This window comes from Paenibacillus taiwanensis DSM 18679, assembly GCF_000425125.1.
Taxonomy (GTDB): Bacteria; Bacillota; Bacilli; order Paenibacillales; family Paenibacillaceae; genus Paenibacillus_B; species Paenibacillus_B taiwanensis.
Window position 1 is genome coordinate 1,083,256 of the sequence record NZ_KE384306.1, and the last position, 20,537, is coordinate 1,103,792.

The following is a 20,537-nucleotide window of genomic DNA, read 5'->3' on the forward strand; positions in this document are numbered from 1 at the left end:
GATAAAGAGGTCACCATGAAAAATGGAATACTACTGGCCCTACTGTCGTCTTTCGTATTTAGTGTCATGAATGCATTGGTCAAAGAGGTCAGCTTTACGATTCCTGCCGGGGAAATTGCGTTTTTCCGTGGATTAATCGGCACGGTGCTTGTACTTGTCATGATGCGTCAGCAGAGGATCTCTTTTTCCAGAACAGGCATTCCGATGCTCGCTGTTCGTGGTCTGATGGGCGGCATGTATATGCTCACCTTTTTTTATACGCTCTCCCATTTGCCACTTACGGATGCGAGCATCTTAGCTCAACTTGCACCCATTTTTGTAATGATCTTGTCCGCTCTCCTTCTAAAGGAGCACATTCCAAGTAAATCAGCCCTGCTGCTGCTCGTCGTGCTGGTTGGTGCAGCCATCCTCATTCAGCCGAATACGTACGCTAGCTACTCTGTATATGCTATTGTTGGCATCCTAAGCGCGGTTTTTTCGGCGGCGGCGAGCATTTCGATACGTTATTTAAGCCAGAAGCATTCGGCTTATGAAATCGTGTTTTATTTTACGGCGACCTCCACAATTGTCGCTATTCCATTTCTAACGAACCCTTTTGTTATTCCTGATGTAAGGGAAGGCGTTTATTTGCTGCTGATTGGCGTCGTTTCCTTAATTGGCCAACTATTTTTAACGAAGGCGTTTACACATGAAAATGCTGTTGTCGTACAAGTAATCAGCTATTTCGGGCTCATGCTTAATGCGCTGTTTGGTTATCTTTTTTGGGGAGAAATACCTAATTTGACTACGATTATTGGCGGTATTTTGATTGTTGCCGGCTGCGTTGGTCTATCTATGTCTAAACCGTCGCACAGTGCTCGCGCCTAACTATTTTAAAATAGTGACCTAAAAGGAGTGGAAGAATATGAGGACAAGCGAGGATCAATTTTATAAGGTGTGGTGGCAAGAGGGGGATCAGAGTATGGAAGATACTCATATTCCACACTGGAAGAGAGTTTTGAAATTTATTCCCGAGGAAGACTTACGTGCATGCAGCGTACTTGATGTTGGCTGCAATCAAGGTGGTTTTTTACGTTTGTTATATGAGGAACGTCCATATAAAGAAGCGATCGGCACAGATTTAGCCAGTGAATCCATTACGATTGCCAACAGTCGCAAACATGAATTGCCCATCCAATATGTATTAACATCAAATCCAGCGCAATTTGAGCACAGGTTTGACATCGCATTCAGCTTGGCTGTCATGTATTTGCTGCCTGACTTGGAGGCGCACGCGCACCAAATGAAAAAGGCTTTAAAGCCGGGGGGCGTGTATTATGCAACTTACGCGGATTACCCGAGCAACCCGAGCTTTCTTCGAATAAAACAAAAAATAAATACCAACTCAGCGGTGCCGATGCAGGAACATTCGCTGGATGAAATCGCGGGTGCCTTTTTTAAAGCAGGATTTAAAGTTTCGGTTCGCCGCATGCTGCCCGTCGATTTTGTTGAGTTGTCAGAAGATAGTGTGTGGTATACGTGTGTGGCAGATCATTTAACGTATGCTTATGAACAGGCTTATATTTTTCGATTTACGGCGCCAGCTTAATATGGATTGACGATACTTCTCCTTATGGTCTTCACTGACGATAGGGAGAGGTCTTTTTTTGTGCAGCTCATGTAAAAGAACTCAACTACATCCCGATCAATACATAGAAAGTAAGAATGATGTAAGAAACAGGTAAGAAAAATGAAAGATCACTACGATAGCATGAAGGTGTGAGCAAGTCATTCTATTAAGCTGAGAAGCCAAAGCTCGAACTATTGGAGGGTGAGTAATCATGATGAATTGTAACGCAAGTGACTTGAAAAAAAGAACGACGATGATGCTGGTGACGGCAGTAACAGCAAGCTTCCTATTTTTTTCGGTACAAGGAGCCGTAAATGCGCAACATGAGCAAGCGACGCAACAGCAATCGGAAAACGAGCAAGCTCCAGTTGATTTACGAGTTCATGTGAAGCAAGTATTGGATCAAGCAGCTGCACATCCGCTTACACCTGGTATTTTTGCGGTAGGTATGAACGATGGCGTGTCATGGTCTTATGCTTCAGGTCAAGCAAGTATACATGATACGTATCCAATCAAGTCAAACTACAATTTTCGAATTGGGAGTGTGACCAAAACATTTACAGCAACAGTTCTTTTGCAATTGGTGGATGAGAAAAAGCTCAGTCTGGAAGATACGGTAGAAAAATGGCTTCCTGGTGTGGTAAAAGGAAACGGATACGATGGCGATAAGATTACGATTCGTAATCTGTTGCAAATGACAAGCGGGATCGCAAACTATACAACAAAGGAGTTTATTACAGAGTTTGAGAAAACACCGTTTCGCAGTTATACCGCAGATGAGCTAATTAAAGCGGGACTTTCGATAAAACCTTCATTTGCACCGGGGGAATTAGGGAAATGGGAGTATTCGAATACGAACACTGTACTTGTTGGTGAAATTATTCGTAAGGTAACAGGTGAAACATATGCTCAACAAGTGAAGAAGCGTATTTTTGATCCGCTCGCTTTAAAGGATACCTATTCACTAGGAAACGCGTCGTATATTCCAGGAACACACGCCAGGGGTTATTCGATTCCAATGAACAGTAAGGATAACCAGTTAGTGGATTTCACTGAAATAAATCCATCGTCGGGAAATGCAGCTGGTGATATGATCTCCACCGGCAAAGACCTGAATACATTTTATAGCGCCTTGCTAGGCGGTAAGCTCTTAAAGCCGGAGACGTTGCAGCAGATGCTAAATGGCGTCGAGACTAGAATCGGCCTTTATGGATTAGGTATGATCGGATTCAAATTGCCAAACGGGCAGACGTTCTGGGGGCATGGCGGGGATATACATGGAAGTTCGTCTTATGCTGGAGGTCTGCTAGGTGGGGAGCATGTGTTGACCGTAAACATAAATGCATCGCATGTGGATACGTGGGAGCAGCGTTTGAATGTCATTAGGGCTGCATTTGGTCAATAATTTAAAGACAGCAGAAACGGTGTTCCGCCTTTGTTAAAAAGGAGTGGTGCACCGTTTCTATTTCTGTGCCAACAATCGCTTGGAAAAAAGTGTACTTATATAAGCAGCAGGAGGGGAAAATACCGTTCTATACATTTTGTGAAAGGCGAAGCGCTCTGTTTGACAAGACACCAAAAGGTGTCTTATAATAAAAACGTCACCAAATGGTGTCCTATTATAACTTACAGGGAGGTGCCGTACATGAATAGCGATCCTTATGTACGCGTACACGGTTTTTGTGCCATTCATTAAATTGATGGAGGGAGTGTGGTGAATGAGAGCAACCCGTTACGAGATGTGTTTGATGCGATTGCAGATCCAACTAGACGCCGCCTAATCCGATTGTTAGCGGAAGCAGAGGAACTGCCGCTGCATGAATTAACGGCACAGTTTCAGATGGGCCGTACAGCAGTATCCAAGCATTTGACCATATTAAAAGAAGCCAGACTCGTGTTAGATCGAAAAGTCGGCAGAGAAACGCGGTTTAGACTAAACGCCGCGCCATTAAGCGAAGTTCAAGACTGGGTGGCGTTCTACAGTAAGTTCTGGAGTACGAATATGATGCACCTAAAGCATTTATTAGAGGAGGAAGAAGAATGAGTTTAACGTTATCCTTAGATTTTCAGTACAAGACCACGATAGAGAAGCTTTGGTCAGCCTTGACTGATTCCAGCATGCTTGCGAAGTGGGTGCACAATATTCATTCCGGTCAGGCGATGGATAACAATTTTGAAGCCGTTGTAGGACATCGTTTTCAGTTTCGCACGCAACCGACTGAATGGTGGAATGGAATTATAGAAGGAGAAGTGCTGCTGGTGGAAGCACCTCACAAATTGTCCTACACGTGGGAGAGCGGTGAGAAGCATACGATTACGTGGTCACTTCAGGATTTAGGGGAGGGGACAGTTAACCTTCACCTTGAACAAACAGGAATCTCGAATGAGCAAGCACTTGCAGGGGCCAAGTATGGTTGGGGAAAATGGTGCGCTACGCTTGAACAGCTGTTTTGAACGTAAAGTGGATAAGGGGACTTCCTGAATGACAAATACGATTATGAATGCTAAGGTGGATGGATTTATAAGAAAAGCGAAGCAATGGAAGGAAGAGTTTGCGAAGTTAAGAACGATTGTGCTCGATTGTGGGCTAACAGAGGACTTTAAATGGATGCATCCTTGTTACACATTGGAGAACAAAAACATCGTTTTAATTCATGGCTTTAAAGAATACTGTGCGCTTTTGTTTCATAAGGGTGCCTTGTTACAGGACCCTGACGGTATACTGATCCAACAAACAGAAAATGTGCAGGCAGCGCGTCAAATACGGTTCACCAATGTTCAGGAAATCATCAAAATGGAGTCTATGTTAAAAGCTTATATACATGAAGCTATTGAAGTAGAACGAGCCGGTTTGGAAGTAATGAAGAGTACAGAACTTGTGCCCATTGAAGAACTGCACACTAAATTTGAGACAAATCCTGCATTCAAAGCCGCCTTTGAAGCATTAACAGCAGGTCGACAAAAAGCGTATATGCTGCATTTTTCTGGAGCAAAGCAAGCTAAAACTCGCGAGGCGAGAATTGAAAAATGGGCGCAGCATATTTTGGACGGTAAGGGTTTAAATGATAAATGAAACGAAGCAGCCGTATGTCCTTTATTAAGGAGCTACGGCTGTTTCTGATGTTACCTGCATTGAAGAACTGACTCCTTGTAGTATAGATAGGACTAGAAAATATGATAGGAGTTGGTTTTTAATAGAAGCTTGAACAGATGCTTGTTTCTGGCATATGATATCTTGTTATCTGATATATATCAAGAAACGGGGGATTACTAGTGTCTCAAGCAAATTTACCGAACATCACACCAAGCATTACGCTGTCGCGTGAGGATGCTTTAAACTTGTTACTCGCCTCGATTGCCATTGAAGAGCTTGGTCTGGGTCATATTATTAATGCAGAGGCAGAGAAGATTCAATATGCGGTTGGAACTTTGCCAGGATTGTCAGTTCCTGCAACGATTAGTGATCTGCTTGCTATTGATGCGAGTGTGCAGAGTACACTTCAAGATATAGTAAAGAAGGAAATGTTGCTTCAGTTTAAATTAGAAAATGTGCTTGCCGCACCGTCATTCACAGGCCCAACAGGGGTGACTGGACCTACAGGTCCGTCTGGCGGACCGGTTGGCCCAACAGGTTCCACAGGAGCTACGGGTTCTACAGGTGCAACAGGAGCTACGGGTCCAAGTGGGGCAACCGGTGCCACAGGAGATCCAGGACCAGCGGGAGCTACGGGTGCAACAGGGGCTACAGGTCCAAGTGGGGCGACTGGTGCCACAGGAGATCCAGGACCAGCGGGAGCTACAGGTGCAACAGGGGCTACAGGCCCAAGTGGGGCAACTGGTGCTACGGGAGCTACAGGTGCAACAGGGGCTACAGGCCCAAGTGGGGCAACTGGTGCTACGGGAAGTGCAGGTGCAACAGGAGCGACAGGTCCAAGCGGAGCTACAGGGGCGACAGGAGCTACGGGTGCTACCGGATTGACAGGAGCGACAGGGCCACTGGTTACCGCTAACAACGCACGTATTACGAATCCAGCTATTGTGCAAGTAGGTGCTGGGAATGCTGTTCCGCTTACTATTAATGAGGAAATTAATGGAACAGCTATTACTCATGTGGCAGGATCAACTGATATTTTATTGGCTCCAAATCAGACTTATTTCGCTACGTATGAGGCTGCAACAAATTTAGGTTTTGCCGATCAAGGAACATCTATATTAGAGTTTCAATTAAATGGAACTTTGATCGGTGGTACGCAAAGTGAGTTTAATTTAGCTGGATTAAGCCCAAATTTTCCTACAGCAACTCGAGTTTCTCAAAGTTCATCGGCCGTATTTACTACTGGAGCAGGGGCTAATATTTTGACTCTAAATAATACTTCAGGTCATTCTTTAAATGTGGAAGGCACGAATATCGACATTGTTAAGCTAGCATAACAGGTGAATACCTCGTAATTTCAATTGTTCATCATACTCGATAAGAGGAGTCCATGCACGACTAATCTGCTAGATTTCAGCAGAGAAGTGCTGCATCGACTCCTTTTTTTGAGTCGTGTAAAGGTCATTTCACCAGCCTTCATCGTAGCAGCCAGCTTACTAGGCGGTAATGGTTAACTATCGAAAGTATCGGCAGCATCCAGGGGGGAGGTCCGCAAAATCCAAAAGAAATAGAGCACTATGCTGATCATTTTTTAACCGCTCAGAAATAAAAAAAGTATGGATGGAGCTGCACTTGTAGTCCTCAAAGGCACGAAAGTGCTATTGAATAAAGATTACGGTTGTTCGGATGTGGAAAAGAAGCTGCTAGTCAATCCATATCGAACGGTGTTCCGCATCGCCTCTATTTTCAAAGTGGTAACCGTTACTGCCATAATGCATTAGCGGAGCAAGGGGAAATCGAATTGAACAAAGATTTGTCTGCTTACTTTGGGGATGTTGGAATTCCGAGTCAGACTGACTCTCCCTGAACATGAAACATTTTATTGAAGAAATATAAGCAATGGGTAAAAATACTGAAATTGAAGAAAATATCGAAGATGATAAAACGAATCTCCATAAACTTGAAAAGCACAAACATAAAGTTTCGTGTAATGACGACGTGTGTATTAATTAAATCAATATAAAGTAGAGGTGTTATGGAAGTTACACTTTAATACACATATAAACGGAAATTTTTCCCCTTCGAAATATTCCGTAGATAAACTTTGTACAAGCAGTATATGTCTGTCTCGTTAAACCAGTCGTTATTTGCAAAGTGACAGATGATAAAAGTCTATTTATTACGATTAATGTAACGGATTCAATACATTTTAGTAAATTGTAGTAATCGTGTTACTAGGAGGGGAATCATTGAATCGTTATTATAATGCTTTTAGCTGGAATTATCCTATTGGTTGCTCAGCTGTATTTCCAGTACGAAACTGCACACCGGTTCCCATCGGACCGACAGGGCCAACAGGGCCAACAGGATCAACAGGACCAACAGGAGTCACAGGGCCAACAGGTGCAACAGGAGTCACAGGTACTCAGGGGGGCACTGGACCAACAGGTCCCGGTATCTTCGAGTGGGGAGAGGAGTGTGTCTTCTGGGCAGACTCAAGTGCACCAGGTCCTGGCGATGGGACTCCGGCCGATCCATATAATTCTCTCCAAGCTGCCATCAATGCAGCAGTAAACAGTCCGTTAGCCGTTGCAATTGGGATGAAAGCACGCTGCATCGTTCTTATCGCAGCTAATTCAGCGTTCAACGAGGATATTGTGATTGCGCCAGCAAGACATATTCAACTGCTTGGCTTGGGTCCATGGATACTTGGCGACGGAGCCTTGGCCAATTTTGTGTCAACTGTTCCTAGAAATGTAACGATCCAAACTAGTGAAGCTGCAGAGAACGTATATCTGGTGAACCCGAATCTAAACGTACGTCCTGTAACGGTAATCGGCACCTTTAATAATGGTACCTCTGTAAGTACGCATACCAATTATACGGATGGTGCTATCATAAGTGGCAATATTACTTTCCAGAACGTATCCATGGGTGATCCCTTTACGACGATTGAGTTTCAGCTTCTGAATACAAAAGTTGTTGGTGGCATTATACAATCAGGACATATGGGAATACTCAACACATATATTTATAACAGTCGAATTAATACAATGATTCACAATGGTCTCAGAATTCAGCGGATGGTTGATAGTCGATCGGATGGAACGATAAACGTAGATGCATACTCGAACATAACGAGCACAAGCATTAACGGGAATGTGACAGTTAACTCAGCATCTTCTGATGTGCCCCCTACGGGCATATTTAGCAGTCAATTCGGATCGATTACCTGGTCTGGACCACTTACACTAGATACGTCATCCAATTACTATTTTAATTTATCGGCCACTTTAATGACTGGACCTAAGGTAATTCTCTTTAGTAATACTTAAATAGGCTCTCATCCTATTACGCAGGAGCGTTAAATACAGATAGAGATTCTTAATTAAGAGAGGGTGATATGCCCTCTCTTTTGTATGAAAAGGCATGTTTTTGTATCAATTGTAGTAAACCAAACCGTAATGAACATGAATTAATATTTATTGTAATTTATGATAGCAGTTGTCTCATGTTCAATGATTGCTGGTAAGCATGATTATCGCGCTTTGCTTTTATCTTACTATGAGTACGGTGTTAAAAGGTCTGATGGTGCACTAGACTCTGCTTTAAGAAGTCAGCTCCATTTTTCGCTTTTTGGCGTTTATAGTTCTTAAGCTGATAGATATGGCGTTCTCCCACAGTTCCTGTAGGAAGCGCAGGAATCGATGGATATGGTCTTGGAACTTTTGAAGCATTGGCGCTGGAAGGATAAGGAGCGTATACTCTTCATTTTCAGGAAAAGTTCACTGAATAGATTAATTCATTCAATTGAATAAATCATATGATTGGATTATACTTACCATGTACTCATTGATTCATTACATCTATTCAGGAGGAGAAAATGGTATGAACAATCAGGATAATCGAATCCCAACCTATTCACTTGTGGAGAGAGATCGGAGATGGAACTTGGCCAATCAGTTGATGGACGAAGAGGATGTAGATGTGTTGATTGTGTATGGCGATCGAGAAGGTGCATTCCCGGCTGTGTTCAACCCCGACACTTACTTTACGAATGAGCGTCCAGGTTCCATTGTCATTTTTCCTAAGCATGAAGAGCCGATTTCTGTCGTTTTTTTAGCGACTGCTGTGGAAGATCATATTCAAGCTGGATACACAAATACGCAGGGCTGGATAAGACCGGAAAATATGTATGTGGGAAAAATGGGAGCGCACATAGTAAAAATTTTGGAGGAAAGAGGACTTGCGAATAAAGCGTTTGGTGTAATTGGTTTAGAGCCATATCCTCCTTATTATTTTGATGGGGCCATGCCCTATAATACGTGGCAAGCTATCTTAAAGGGATTACCGTGTGCGACCTTTAAACCTGTGGGCCACTCCTTTTTCACACTGTCGGCGGTGAAAAGTCAAGAAGAAATCGAAGTATTAACATGGTCAGCAAACGTCGGGGAAAAAATGGTCCAGGCGATGCTAGAGGCGACGAAGCCAGGTGTAAGGGAAAACGAGATCTATGCGGCAGGAATCCATGCTTGTGCGAACTCTGTTGGGTTTACAACAACGATCCTAATGGGATCAGGACCTGAGTTCGTCGGATGGGGGTTGCCAGCATGGACATATCGTCCAGAAGAGCCGCGCGTGATCCAAGAAGGGGATATTATTTTAGCTGAAGTATTTTCATCATTCGGGATGTTAGAGACGCAGCATCAACCATCAATCGCTGTAGGAACTGTACATCCAGATTTTGAGCGGGCGGCAGCGGCAGCGAGACAATCGTATGTAAACGGAGTAAAAGAGCTGCGGCACGGTGCGATGTTTAGAGACGTTGTCAGAGCAATGAATGAGCCGATACGTGAAGTAGGAGGCTGGCACGTTCATCCGCTTATTCATTCCATTAGTCCTTTTGGCCTTATTGGGGTTGGGGATGAGATGGCACGGTTGCCTGAGGTGAAAAAGTATGGAAGCGTATTGCCTATCCCATCCATTGGGTTAGAGACTGAACTTAAGGCAGGGATGGTATTTGCATTTGAGCCCAATTGTGCGATTGGGAAGAAGGTCATTAATCTTGGTGGAACGGTAATTGTCGGTGAAAATGGGGGAATTGAACTAAATCGAAATTCTACTGAGCTGATGAGGGCTGCGTGGTAAAATAGCAAAAGGGTACGTTGAGAAGCGTATTGATCGCTTCATGACGTACCCTTTGATTAATGAGAATAGTCGCCGCATATACGAATCGACATCTCCCCAATTTCTTTGGCGATCAAGGCAACGTGTGCTTCATCCAACTGCTGAATCCCTTGGCGCCTGAGATAGGTTTCCTTTGCTACAGAAAACGCAATTGCTTGTCCAACAATGGCATGCGTAGTTAAAATCGTTATTGGATCATGTGCGTCGTGTTCCCTTACTTTGCCTACCAAAATAGCAATCATCTGATGCAGTGGCAGAAAAAATTGTTCATATAAGATGTCATAGGCTTCCGTAGGCTGCAATTGCTCTCTTGCGATGAATAGGCTTCTTGCATTGGCATCAGGATTGCCAATCATGGACATGGAGAACTGTGTGATGACTTCTTTTAAAGCTTCTTCAGCTTCTGCTTTTGAACGTTTCTGGATTGTTTCTGTCTCCATAAGAGCCTGTTCCAAAAATTCATCAGAGATCTCTGCTGTCAAGCGGCGGGTAACCGCTAAGTACAATCCCTTTTTCCCACCGAAATAATACGGTATCGCTGATTGGTTCACGCCCGCTTCATCTGCAAGGGTTCTCGTTCGTACGCCTTCATAGCCTTGTAAACCGAATATCCGTAACCCTGCCTCTAATAAACGAGCTTGGGCAGAGTCTTCATTCCCTTTATTGATCTCACTGCTGCGTGTTGTATTCAATGTGCATTCCTCCATACTGTTGAGTATAATTAATTCAAACGAATTAATCAATTGAAACAAACCTAAAATTACGCTCGGTTAGAGCTATGTTAAACAGACGTGATATGTACTTGGTGCCGTACAGCCTAGCTGAGAGTTCCTTCATCTTATGATGATAAATGTTTGATTCGGAGCAAGTTTTCAAGCATGAGACATCCCTCACGTTTCATAACGTAATAAAGAAACATACTGATAATCTGTCATCAACTCAGGAGGAATGCGTGTATGACCCATGCCAATACACCGCACGTCCACTCGGAAACAGCAGGCATTGTGGGGCCGATTCCGAATCATAACCCAAATAGTAACGGAAAAGCTCCTTTTCCAGAAGAACGATTTTATGCACCTTTCAGAGGGGCGTGTGACCCATGCCCGCCAATTGCGGTTAAGTCTTATGTTGTGCCGCCCAATCAATATATGACGTTTCAGCCGCCTAATTTGCCGCAATTTCCACCAGAACAGGCTTTATGCATCGGTACACTATGGCCAGCATTATACAGCTCATATCGACCAAAGCGGGGAGGTCATCACACATGACAGGGCATCCGTTCCAATCTCCAGAATATTTCCAACATTTGCGACAGCTTCAGGAGGTTGACTTTGTGTTGGTCGAGTTAAATTTGTACCTTGATACACATCCCGATGACGCGCAAGCGATTCAACAATTTAATCATTATGTGGGTGAAAGAACTAAGCTGGCGCAATTGTATCAAGAGCGTTACGGCCCACTGCAGCATTTTGGCCGTGATTACACTGGAACCCCGTTTACATGGGTAAATACACCTTGGCCGTGGCAAGTGTGAGAGAACGAGGAGCGGAAGCTACACAACTTTGTTCTATTTCATTTCAGCTTCATTTCAGCGTTTCCAATTCATCTTGAAACATAAAGCAGTGTGAGGTGAAAGCTATTGTGGATATATGAGAAAAAATTGCAGTATCCTGTAAAAGTAAGCAAATGTGATCCTCAGATGGCTAAATATTTGATGGAACAATATGGTGGCGCAGACGGGGAACTGGCTGCCGCTCTACGCTATTTGAACCAACGCTATACGATACCAGATAAAGTCATTGGCTTGCTGACTGACATCGGCACGGAGGAATTTGCTCATTTGGAAATGATAGCAACTATGATTTATAAACTGACCAAAGATGCAACGCCGGAGCAACTGGAGGCAGCCGGACTTGGGGCACATTATGCTGCACACGATAGCGCGTTGTTCTATAACAACGCTGGGGGCGTTCCTTGGACAGCCGCCTACATACAGGGCAAGGGAGATCCCCTCGCCGATTTATATGAAGATATTGCGGCCGAGGAAAAAGCCCGGGCGACATATCAATGGCTGATTGATCTGACGGATGATGTAGACCTTCAGGACAGTCTTAAATTTTTGCGTGAGCGGGAAATTGTGCATTCACTCCGTTTCCGTGAAGCTGTCGAAATTTTAAAAGATGATCGCGCAACTAAAAAAGTATATTAAAGTAAATGGACGGCAGTGGCGGTTTTATAAGTCTTCTAATTCATATGTGGTCAGCTACAATGAGACCTTCTTCTTTATGGACTTTTAGTTCTGAAGGGGATGGTTTTTTGTTCTTGCCATATATATGTATAATGTATATAAAATCGATTGATAGCCTCTACTCCTGTGAAGTACAGGTGACCATAAGTCTATTCTCAAATTGCACAATCTGTAGGAGGATAACAAATGAATAACCATGTATACGTCATTCTTTTTGCCCTCTCACTTGGTTTGCTAGTCACAACGATAATTAGTATGTTCATTTTTTTCATTTTGCTGCTTCTTAAATGGTTTCGTAAGGAGAGAAATTTTCCGAAATATAGCTTAATAGTCAGTCTCGTAGGTGTTATATTCGTCTCCCTCTATTACTATAATTACTATTACAATCTTGATTTCCTTCCTAAAGGCAATTTAAACGAGAGTGTGTCATCTCCAAATGGAAAATATGAAATCCGTACATACCATTTCGAAACGATCTTTAATCGAATGGCTCGGGCAGAAGTGATCGAAAAAAGTAATAATAAAGCCAAAACGATATATTTTAACGATTATGATTATTCTCCTTTAGTCGTATGGAAAAATGATCAAATAGTTGTGATTGGCAGGGAAACACTGGATATTACAAAATGCGAAGTATTTGATTTTAGGCATGAAAGGCATAGGCAGACGAATCTCCCCCCACAATTCTAAATACCCCCTACATTAATCTTTGTGAAATCAGATCGGATCGTTACATCTGCTACCCTCTTTTCTGTAGCAGCGCCAATAATGTTACCGATATAAATATCGTTAGAAAGTCGTGTAATAAGGTCAGTCTGTTCATTCCTGCATTTTTAAGTGATGTATATCATAGATAAACTAGCTCTTTTGAGTTATATGCATGCGGCTCATTTTTCGATAAGATAAAAAACACAGTCAAACCTATAGGAAATGGATAAGAAATAAGTGCTGTTCATATGAAAGCGGGGAATGAGATGGATGCAGCTCTTGAAGATGAACTGACCATTGATATGTGTCATGTCACTGGTGGATACGGTCCAATACCGATTTTGAAGGATTTGAGCTTTCAAGTCAAGCAAGGCGAATCGGTCGCTGTAGTCGGGGAAAATGGAGCGGGGAAAACTACTTTTTTCCGTGCCCTTCTTCAATTGTTACCCATACAGCACGGAAGTATGACCATTCTTGGTCGCCCCATCCGCTCTGATCGGGATAAACGATGGACACGCTCCTTTATTGGCTATGTACCTCAGTCATTTGAAATCGGTAAATTGCCAATATCCGCTGAAGATGCTGTGCTTCTTGGCCGTTGGGGGACATCGTTTAGTTTTGGTCGTCGCCCGAGCAGGCAGGATGTTGAGCTGGCTGAGGCGATGCTAGCACGAGTGGGATTAGCGGACTTTCGCAGAACGGACTGTCGACTATTGTCCGGCGGCCAGAAGCAAAGATTAAATATCGCACGGGCACTCGTTCGGAAACCGAAAATTTTGCTGTTGGATGAACCGACAACCTATTTGGATGACGATTCAAGGCATATGCTGAAAGCGCTTATCGATGCATGCAGACACCAAGAGCAGACTACTGTCGTGACCATTACCCATCTGAGAGAAGAAGCTTTGCAAATGTCAGATCGAATTGTCATTTTAAAAAACGGCTATCTTCATACTAGCAGCCTGATGGAGGAAGGCGAATGACGCTGTGGGAATATTTTCAGCTTCCTGTGTTTCAAAAAGCGCTGCTCGCCGCCATTCTGGCCGGCGGAGCTATATCCTTGCTCGGAATCGTCATTGTCATGTTAAATTTGACGACAATTCGTTTTGCCTTGATGCACATGGCGCTGCTAGGAGGCGCATGCGGATTGGTGTTGGGCACTGCGCCTATAATAGGGGCCATGAGCGGCATTGTGGTCGGCTCCGTGCTGCTTGGTCCAATGTCGCGTAAGCTCAAGCTGGATACGGGACTCATTGGTGCTTTTTTTATGACCGGGGCAATTGCACTCGCTTTTCTTATTTTTCACACAGCAGGCATACCGGCTATGGACATATTCGGTTTGTTTGCCGGAAGTATTTTGACGCTAACAACGGTAGATATTGTTTTTTTAGCCGTGCTATCTTTAGCTGTGCTGGGAATGTACTGGTTTTTTTATAGAGAGCTCCAACTGCTATTTTATGACGAAGCGCAGGCGAAGTGGCTAGGAGTACCTACGGAGAAGCTGAAAAGTATGCTGCTGTTTTTCACCGGACTTTCGATCGGGGTCATTATGAAAATCGTAGGCGCACTTATGGTGGATGCGATCATTTTGTTACCCGCTATGGCTGCACTGCGGATAGGACGAAGCTTTGGACAGTTGATTTTGTGGACTTCTGTCTTTGGGATGTTTACGACATGCGTTGGGCTGCTGTTCTCCATGCAATTTGACTTTCCGACCGGTGCGAGCATCGCGATGACTGGTGTTGCTGTTCTAGTTGTGACTTTTGTGTGGCGACGTGCTTAATGTGATGTTACATAAGGAGGAAAATGAGATGCGTCTTTCGTTCACTAAAAAATCGTTTGTTGGTATAGCACTTGCAGTAACGTTGCTAGCCACAGCTTGTAGTAACGGGAAGGAAGAAGGAAACAAATTGCATGAAGCTGACAGCAAGGGAAAGGGTCACTCGACCGCAGGGCAACACGGCAACGAGCATTCTTCTAAGGGACAGCAAGAGGAAAATAAGCGGGTGAGCTTATCTGAGGTACAGGGCGTTGTGGCCTCAACAAGTTTAACGGCCTTAATTGCGACGGCGGCTGGTGCAAGTGAGGTTTCCTACCTTGCCCCCTCTGAACTTCGTCACCCGCCCGAATATGATTATCGACCCAGTGATTTAAGTAAAGTGAAGGAAAGTTATTTGGTTTATTTGGGATATGAACCGTTTATGGCTAAATTAATGGAAGCAGGCAACATATCACCGGACATGGCTGCTACGATTGAAATAGACAATACACCGCCCAGCTACCAGATGGCGACCAAAAAGCTTGCCGACATTTGGGGCACCCAGGAGCAGCAAGCCAAGTTTGAAGCCGAATTAAATCAATTGGTAACAGAACTTGTTCAATCGGCAAAAGCACATAAGGTGGCTAATCAAAAGGTCGTATCCCAAATCTACATGACACCTCTATTAAAATGGCTAGGCTACGAGATTGTAGGGGAATTTGGTCCAAATGAATTGACGCCTTCAGAGGTCGCAGCACTCGCAAAGCTAAAACCAGACCTGATTGTGGACAACCTGCACATGCCACAAGGTGCAGGCATTTCCGAGGTTAATAAAGAAGTCAACCGGATTGAGCTGCGCAGCTACCCAGATACCAATATGAGCAGCTTACTGGATATTTTAAGAAGCAACGCCAAACAACTGGGACTGATTTCGTTATAATGTCAATTATTTAGTTTAACATGTCCAAAAACGTCCAATGCAAGAAATAATTATCCTCTAATCTCATTTTAAGCGAATATTACCAAATAATTAGCACGATTGAGGCATTGTGATGACAAACTGTATCGCTATAATAAATAAAGGCAGAACAATGAAGGGATAGGGATGATGAAAAAAAGTAATTTTAATCGTTTTTGGAGATGGCACTTCTATGGAGCCTTATTTATGACGCCACTCCTGATTACCTTAACATTAAGTGGTATTGGATATTTATTTTACACAGATGTAGAAAATAATATGTACAAGCATGAATTTTTTGCAAAGAGCAGCCAAACGGATTCCTTGACGATCGATCAAGGCATCAAACAGGCGAAGGAAACATTCGAAGGTTATGCTGTCTCGAAAGTTATCGTGTTAGAAGAGCCTTACAATACGCGGCTAACGATGGCCAATAAAGATGGTGATCAAAAGTACGTATTTTTAGATGCGAACTATCAAATTGTCGGCAGCCAAAATCCGAAATATACGTTTGCTAATGTAATGAGAGAAGTCCACAGCTCACTGTTTGTGGGGGGCACTATCGTTAACTACTTAGTAGAATTGGCTGCATGTTGGGCGATCTTTTTGCTGCTTTCCGGTTTGTACATGACCTTCAAGGGAAGAGCCTTAAAGAAGGACCCGAATCCAACGAAACGACAAAAGAATTTGAAATGGCATGCGCTAGTCGGTACGATTATTACGATTCCAATGGTTATTATTATTTTTACCGGCTTGCCTTGGTCGGCAGTTATGGGTGATTTTATTTACTCAGCAGCTCAAAAGCACCCTTCCATCGGCATTCCAGCGTTACAACAAAATCCTCCGACTTCGGATATGAGTGAAATACCTTGGGCTACTCGTAAAAACGAGCCGCCAACTTCAAATGGCGGAGCGCATGCGGAACATCACGGTATGGGACATACGGAAGATACGTCTGATCCGGACAGGATGATTACGCTCCAACAGTTGATGCACGAAGTGAAGCAAGCCAATGTTTCTAAGCCTTACTCTATTATTTACCCTAAGGATGAACAAGGTGTATTTACCGTTTCTAAAGGGAGTAATACGGGTGTGACAGGCTTAGACGTTAGTCCATATGAAGAGGTAACTTCTTATTTTGATCAATACAGCGGCAAGTTAATTCAGGATGTAGGCTTTGAAGACTATGGCATTTTAGCTAAGTGGTTTACGTGGGGAATCCCGCTGCATGAAGGTCATTTATTTGGCTGGCCTAACAAGCTGTTGAACCTGATCGTTTGTATTTCGTTTTTGCTCGTCATTTTCTGGGGCTTCAAAACATGGCTGGCTCGTAAAAAGAAAAATGCATGGTCTGCGCCGCCGAACGTCTCAAACAAGCTTTCGATCGGGTTCATTATTTTTATGGTGTTGTTAGGATGTGTAATGCCCCTTTTCGGAATTTCCTTAATTGCGGTAATGCTTATTGAAATTATCATTACTTTAAAAAATAAAAACGGAACGGTTGCGGAATAGGCAACCGCATGTAACAAGGAGTGGGGAATATGCCCATTCCTTTTTTTGTTTATAAAAAAGATACTCACGAGGTATGCCTAAAGTGTAGGTACAGCCACTTGACAATATACCCTTATGGGTATATTTTAGTTGTAGGGAATACAGAATAGACATCGAGTCCAACTAAATTATGAGGAGATGCGGAATATGGCTAAAAAGATATTAATCGTTGGTGGGGTTGCGGGAGGCGCGTCTACAGCTGCACGTATTCGACGGATTGATGAATCAGCAGAAATTGTTATGTTTGAAAAAGGGCCGCACGTTTCATTTTCGAACTGCTCACTGCCCTTTCATTTAAGTGGAATTGTAGAAAACAGCAACAGGCTCGTGCTGATGGACCCCGTAAGTTTTAAATCCAAATATAACATCGAAGCACGGGTACAACAGGAAGTGGTTTCGATTGATCGTGCAGGCAAAAGGATAACGGTGAAACATTTGGTAACAGGTGAGGTTTACGAAGAACGTTATGATTATTTAGTATTATCGCCAGGGGCAAGCCCAATTGTACCACAGCTAGAAGGTGTGCAATTGCCACACGTGTTTACAGTTCGAAATGTGGTGGATATCGAGCGATTGAATCAATATATAAAAGAGGGTCAAGTGGACAATATAGCTGTCATTGGCGGTGGCTTTATTGGTGTGGAAGTAGCCGAAAATTTACGTCTAGCAGGTCGTAACGTATCACTGGTGGAATTTGCAGACCAAATTATGATGCCATTTGATTATGATATGGTGCAAATTCTACACAAAGAGATGCACGATAAAGGGGTAGAACTTATCGTTGGTGATGGCTTGAAACGTGTAACTGAGCAGTACGTGGAGTTACATTCGGGCAAACAAGTACAAGCACAAGTGGTTGTACTTGCAATCGGTGTACGTCCAGAAACGAAGCTTGCTGTAGACGCTGGATTGGAAATAGGTGCGCTAGGTGGAATAAAAGTAAATGCCAACTACGTCACGAGTGATCCTTCTATATATGCGGTAGGTGATGCGATTGAGGTGTATCATCAATTGCTTCGAAAACCAACAAGACTTGCACTTGCTGGCCCGGCGCAACGTCAAGCACGTGCAGCAGCGGATCATTTATTTGGCATGCAGCATCAAAATAAAGGGGTTATAGGTTCAGCAAGCATTCAAATTTTTGATTTGGCATGTGCTGCTACAGGGATCAATGAAAAGGTAGCCAAGCAAGCTGGTATTGCAGCCGATAGTGTGTATATTATTGCCCCAGATAAAGTTGGTCTTATGCCTGATAGCAACCCGCTGCATTTTAAATTGGTGTTTGAGGTGCCAACTGGAAAAATATTAGGCGCGCAAGCTATAGGAAAAGGCAATGCAGATAAACGAATTGATGTTATTGCAACTTTAATTTCGATGGGTGGCACATTAGAGGATTTGAAAGAGTTGGAGTTAACCTACTCCCCGATGTTTAGTACAGCAAAAGATGTTGTGAATCTGGCTGCTTTAGTTGCTTTGAACGTACTGAATGGTCGTTTTAAACAAATTCATGTTTCCGAAGTACGTGAGCTGGTAGAAAGTAATGCTGTATTTATTGACGTTCGCGAAAAAGGTGAATTTGCAAATGGGCATTTGGTGAATGCTATAAACATTCCATTAAGTGAACTGCGTGAGCGTATGCATGAAATTCCTAGCGATGTTCCAGTATATGTACATTGCCGCTCAGCACAACGAAGCTATAACGCAGTGATGGCATTACAAAATAGCGGATATAATAACGTCTTTAATGTATCAGGCTCCTTCCTTGGTATTTGTTTGAGTGAGTATTTTAATGATGTCACTACAGGTCGGGAACCGATAGTAACAAAGTATAACTTTAAATAAACTAGTTAATATAAGGCAATGAAGTTCGTGTTGACATTATACCCTGTAGGGTATAGAATGATTTTTGTAGCAATCAATTATGAAACTGAATGAGAAGGGAGTGTGTACATGACCTACGACAGTAAAGTGATCAATCGTGTCAAACGTATGGAAGGCCAATTAAGAGGCATTTTACGTATGATGGATGAAGGGAAAAATTGCAAAGAAGTCATTACACAACTTTCAGCTGTAAGATCTGGCTTAGATCATACGATTGGTGTTATTGTAAGTGAGAATTTAGTAGAATGTGTGCAAAATGCGGAGGGCGATACATCTAAAATGAATGAGTCCATCCAGGAAGCGGTTAATCTTCTCGTAAAAAGCCGATAAACTTCGGCTTTATATTTTAAACTCATAAATACCCATACCGGTATAGGTAAAGGAGCGCGTAATGGAAAAGAAAAGAACGACAATTGTATTATTCAGTGGAGACTATGACAAGGCAATGGCAGCTTATATTATTGCGAATGGTGCAGCGGCTTATGATCATGAGGTCACGATTTTCCACACGTTTTGGGGAATTAATGCATTACGCAAACAAGCCCCTGTTGCAGTGAAAAAAGGAATTTTGGAAAAAATGTTCGGTTTCATGATGCCACGAGGTGCTGAAAAGCTAGGTCTTTCTAAAATGCAAATGCTCGGTATGGGACCAAAGATGATCAAGCATGTCATGAAAAAACATAATGCGTTGACATTAACACAGTTAATTGATATGGCTCAAGAGCAGGATATTAAGCTCATATCGTGTACGATGACGATGGATTTATTAGGCTTGCAAAAAGAAGAGCTGTTAGATGATGTCCAGTATGCAGGAGTAGCCGCGTATCTTGCTGATGCAGAAAGTGGTCATGTCAATCTGTTCATCGGATAAGGAGGAGAACTATGGAGTTAGGAATCATTATTGGCGCACTGCTTCTGTTTATCCTTTGGCGTAAGCTACCCGTAAAAGGAATAAAGGACATTACAACGGAACAACTAAAGACGATGTTGACGGACAAAAATAAAGTATTTGTTGATGTTCGAACTGCGGGTGAATATAAAGGTCGACATATTGCTCCGTTTAAAAATATACCACTTGGCTCCGATCTCAGCAGGTTGGCTAAAGATAAGGAAATAGTCGTCATATGTCAGAGTGGAATGCGCAGTAAGCAAGCTTGTAAGCAATTAAAGAAATTAGGATATGATAACGTTACGAACGTCCGTGGTGGCATGAATGCGTGGAAAGGATGAGGAGAATGAAGGAGATTTCCGTTCAAGAGGTTCAACAACGTTTAGAAAATGGGAGCAAGCTGCACCTAATTGATGTTCGTGAGGTTGAGGAGGTACAAGAAGGTCACATTCCTGGCATTATCCATATTCCATTGGGCTTACTTGAATTTCGATTCCATGAGCTTAACAAAAATACGCCCTATATTATAATATGCCGTTCAGGTGGACGCAGCGAGAGAGCTACCCAATTTTTATCCTCTTATGGCTATGACGTTACAAATATGAGGGGTGGCATGTTGGCTTGGGAAGGCAGCGTTGAGTAAACAAATTTTT

General features: G+C 43.1%; 24 protein-coding genes. 23 read left to right on the forward strand and 1 reads right to left on the reverse strand.

Annotated elements, in window-relative coordinates; genetic code table 11:
• Nucleotides 1-15 precede the first annotated feature (15 nt).
• The 10 genes from H509_RS0113665 (at nucleotide 16) to H509_RS0113710 (ending at nucleotide 9,851) form a co-directional block, all read left to right on the forward strand.
• A complete protein-coding gene (locus H509_RS0113665) occupies nucleotides 16-867 on the forward strand; it encodes a DMT family transporter (RefSeq protein ID WP_028545584.1) in 852 nt (283 codons plus the stop codon).
• 37 nt (nucleotides 868-904) lie between these two features.
• Nucleotides 905-1,588 (forward strand): class I SAM-dependent methyltransferase, encoded by a 684-nt coding sequence (locus tag H509_RS0113670; RefSeq protein WP_028545585.1) that lies wholly within the window; start codon nucleotides 905-907, stop codon nucleotides 1,586-1,588.
• Nucleotides 1,589-1,820: 232 nt separating this feature from the next.
• Nucleotides 1,821-3,014 (forward strand): serine hydrolase domain-containing protein, encoded by a 1,194-nt coding sequence (locus tag H509_RS25280; RefSeq protein WP_051287084.1) that lies wholly within the window; start codon nucleotides 1,821-1,823, stop codon nucleotides 3,012-3,014.
• Nucleotides 3,015-3,323: 309 nt separating this feature from the next.
• The gene (locus tag H509_RS0113680; protein WP_028545586.1) at nucleotides 3,324-3,653 is read left to right on the forward strand and encodes an ArsR/SmtB family transcription factor; all 330 of its coding nucleotides are present in this window, start codon (nucleotides 3,324-3,326) and stop codon (nucleotides 3,651-3,653) included.
• Complete coding sequence (locus H509_RS0113685; protein ID WP_028545587.1) at nucleotides 3,650-4,063, forward strand: SRPBCC family protein; 414 nt, start codon at nucleotides 3,650-3,652, stop codon at nucleotides 4,061-4,063. Before H509_RS0113680 ends, H509_RS0113685 begins: the two co-directional genes overlap by 4 nt.
• Nucleotides 4,064-4,091: 28 nt before the next feature.
• Nucleotides 4,092-4,682 carry a YdeI/OmpD-associated family protein gene (locus H509_RS0113690; RefSeq protein WP_028545588.1) on the forward strand — a complete coding sequence of 197 codons (591 nt, stop codon included), beginning with the start codon at nucleotides 4,092-4,094 and terminating at the stop codon, nucleotides 4,680-4,682.
• Nucleotides 4,683-4,882: 200 nt separating this feature from the next.
• Nucleotides 4,883-6,040, forward strand: a complete 1,158-nt coding sequence (locus tag H509_RS25285) for an alpha-helical endospore appendage domain-containing protein (protein WP_036697046.1) — start codon at nucleotides 4,883-4,885, stop codon at nucleotides 6,038-6,040.
• Between the two features lie 279 nt (nucleotides 6,041-6,319).
• The gene (locus H509_RS28380; protein ID WP_084159183.1) at nucleotides 6,320-6,484 is read left to right on the forward strand and encodes a serine hydrolase; all 165 of its coding nucleotides are present in this window, start codon (nucleotides 6,320-6,322) and stop codon (nucleotides 6,482-6,484) included.
• Between the two features lie 468 nt (nucleotides 6,485-6,952).
• On the forward strand, nucleotides 6,953-8,038 hold the full coding sequence (locus H509_RS0113705; RefSeq protein WP_028545590.1) for a hypothetical protein: 1,086 nt from the start codon (nucleotides 6,953-6,955) through the stop codon (nucleotides 8,036-8,038).
• A gap of 553 nt (nucleotides 8,039-8,591) precedes the next feature.
• Nucleotides 8,592-9,851, forward strand: coding sequence for a M24 family metallopeptidase (locus H509_RS0113710; RefSeq protein ID WP_028545591.1), 1,260 nt, complete (start codon nucleotides 8,592-8,594; stop codon nucleotides 9,849-9,851).
• Nucleotides 9,852-9,907: 56 nt separating this feature from the next.
• On the opposite strand, the gene H509_RS0113715 is transcribed toward H509_RS0113710, so the two are convergent.
• Nucleotides 9,908-10,582 carry a CerR family C-terminal domain-containing protein gene (locus tag H509_RS0113715; RefSeq protein WP_051287087.1) on the reverse strand — a complete coding sequence of 225 codons (675 nt, stop codon included), beginning with the start codon at nucleotides 10,580-10,582 and terminating at the stop codon, nucleotides 9,908-9,910.
• Nucleotides 10,583-10,999: 417 nt separating this feature from the next.
• Between H509_RS0113715 and H509_RS28780 the strand changes: the two genes are divergently transcribed.
• The 13 genes from H509_RS28780 (at nucleotide 11,000) to H509_RS0113780 (ending at nucleotide 20,527) form a co-directional block, all read left to right on the forward strand.
• The gene (locus tag H509_RS28780; protein ID WP_245596076.1) at nucleotides 11,000-11,158 is read left to right on the forward strand and encodes a spore coat associated protein CotJA; all 159 of its coding nucleotides are present in this window, start codon (nucleotides 11,000-11,002) and stop codon (nucleotides 11,156-11,158) included.
• The gene (locus H509_RS0113725; protein WP_028545594.1) at nucleotides 11,155-11,424 is read left to right on the forward strand and encodes a spore coat protein CotJB; all 270 of its coding nucleotides are present in this window, start codon (nucleotides 11,155-11,157) and stop codon (nucleotides 11,422-11,424) included. The genes H509_RS28780 and H509_RS0113725 overlap by 4 nt, the downstream gene beginning before the upstream one ends.
• Before the next feature lie 105 nt (nucleotides 11,425-11,529).
• The gene (locus H509_RS0113730; RefSeq protein ID WP_028545595.1) at nucleotides 11,530-12,099 is read left to right on the forward strand and encodes a manganese catalase family protein; all 570 of its coding nucleotides are present in this window, start codon (nucleotides 11,530-11,532) and stop codon (nucleotides 12,097-12,099) included.
• Nucleotides 12,100-12,324: 225 nt separating this feature from the next.
• Nucleotides 12,325-12,828, forward strand: coding sequence for a DUF5412 family protein (locus H509_RS0113735; protein ID WP_028545596.1), 504 nt, complete (start codon nucleotides 12,325-12,327; stop codon nucleotides 12,826-12,828).
• 266 nt (nucleotides 12,829-13,094) lie between these two features.
• Complete coding sequence (locus tag H509_RS25290; protein WP_051287089.1) at nucleotides 13,095-13,829, forward strand: metal ABC transporter ATP-binding protein; 735 nt, start codon at nucleotides 13,095-13,097, stop codon at nucleotides 13,827-13,829.
• Nucleotides 13,826-14,629, forward strand: a complete 804-nt coding sequence (locus H509_RS0113745) for a metal ABC transporter permease (protein WP_028545597.1) — start codon at nucleotides 13,826-13,828, stop codon at nucleotides 14,627-14,629. Before H509_RS25290 ends, H509_RS0113745 begins: the two co-directional genes overlap by 4 nt.
• A gap of 28 nt (nucleotides 14,630-14,657) precedes the next feature.
• Nucleotides 14,658-15,545: a response regulator gene (locus H509_RS0113750; RefSeq protein WP_028545598.1), complete on the forward strand. Its 888-nt coding sequence runs from the start codon at nucleotides 14,658-14,660 to the stop codon at nucleotides 15,543-15,545.
• Between the two features lie 168 nt (nucleotides 15,546-15,713).
• Nucleotides 15,714-17,075: a PepSY-associated TM helix domain-containing protein gene (locus tag H509_RS0113755; protein ID WP_028545599.1), complete on the forward strand. Its 1,362-nt coding sequence runs from the start codon at nucleotides 15,714-15,716 to the stop codon at nucleotides 17,073-17,075.
• A 186-nt stretch (nucleotides 17,076-17,261) separates the two neighbouring features.
• Entirely contained in the window at nucleotides 17,262-18,956 is a 1,695-nt protein-coding gene (locus H509_RS0113760) for an FAD-dependent oxidoreductase (RefSeq protein WP_028545600.1), read from the forward strand.
• A gap of 108 nt (nucleotides 18,957-19,064) precedes the next feature.
• Nucleotides 19,065-19,325 (forward strand): metal-sensitive transcriptional regulator, encoded by a 261-nt coding sequence (locus H509_RS0113765; RefSeq protein WP_028545601.1) that lies wholly within the window; start codon nucleotides 19,065-19,067, stop codon nucleotides 19,323-19,325.
• Between the two features lie 61 nt (nucleotides 19,326-19,386).
• On the forward strand, nucleotides 19,387-19,866 hold the full coding sequence (locus tag H509_RS0113770; RefSeq protein WP_028545602.1) for a DsrE/DsrF/DrsH-like family protein: 480 nt from the start codon (nucleotides 19,387-19,389) through the stop codon (nucleotides 19,864-19,866).
• Nucleotides 19,867-19,877: 11 nt separating this feature from the next.
• Nucleotides 19,878-20,225 (forward strand): rhodanese-like domain-containing protein, encoded by a 348-nt coding sequence (locus H509_RS0113775; protein ID WP_028545603.1) that lies wholly within the window; start codon nucleotides 19,878-19,880, stop codon nucleotides 20,223-20,225.
• A 5-nt stretch (nucleotides 20,226-20,230) separates the two neighbouring features.
• Nucleotides 20,231-20,527: a rhodanese-like domain-containing protein gene (locus H509_RS0113780; RefSeq protein ID WP_028545604.1), complete on the forward strand. Its 297-nt coding sequence runs from the start codon at nucleotides 20,231-20,233 to the stop codon at nucleotides 20,525-20,527.
• Nucleotides 20,528-20,537: the final 10 nt, after the last annotated feature.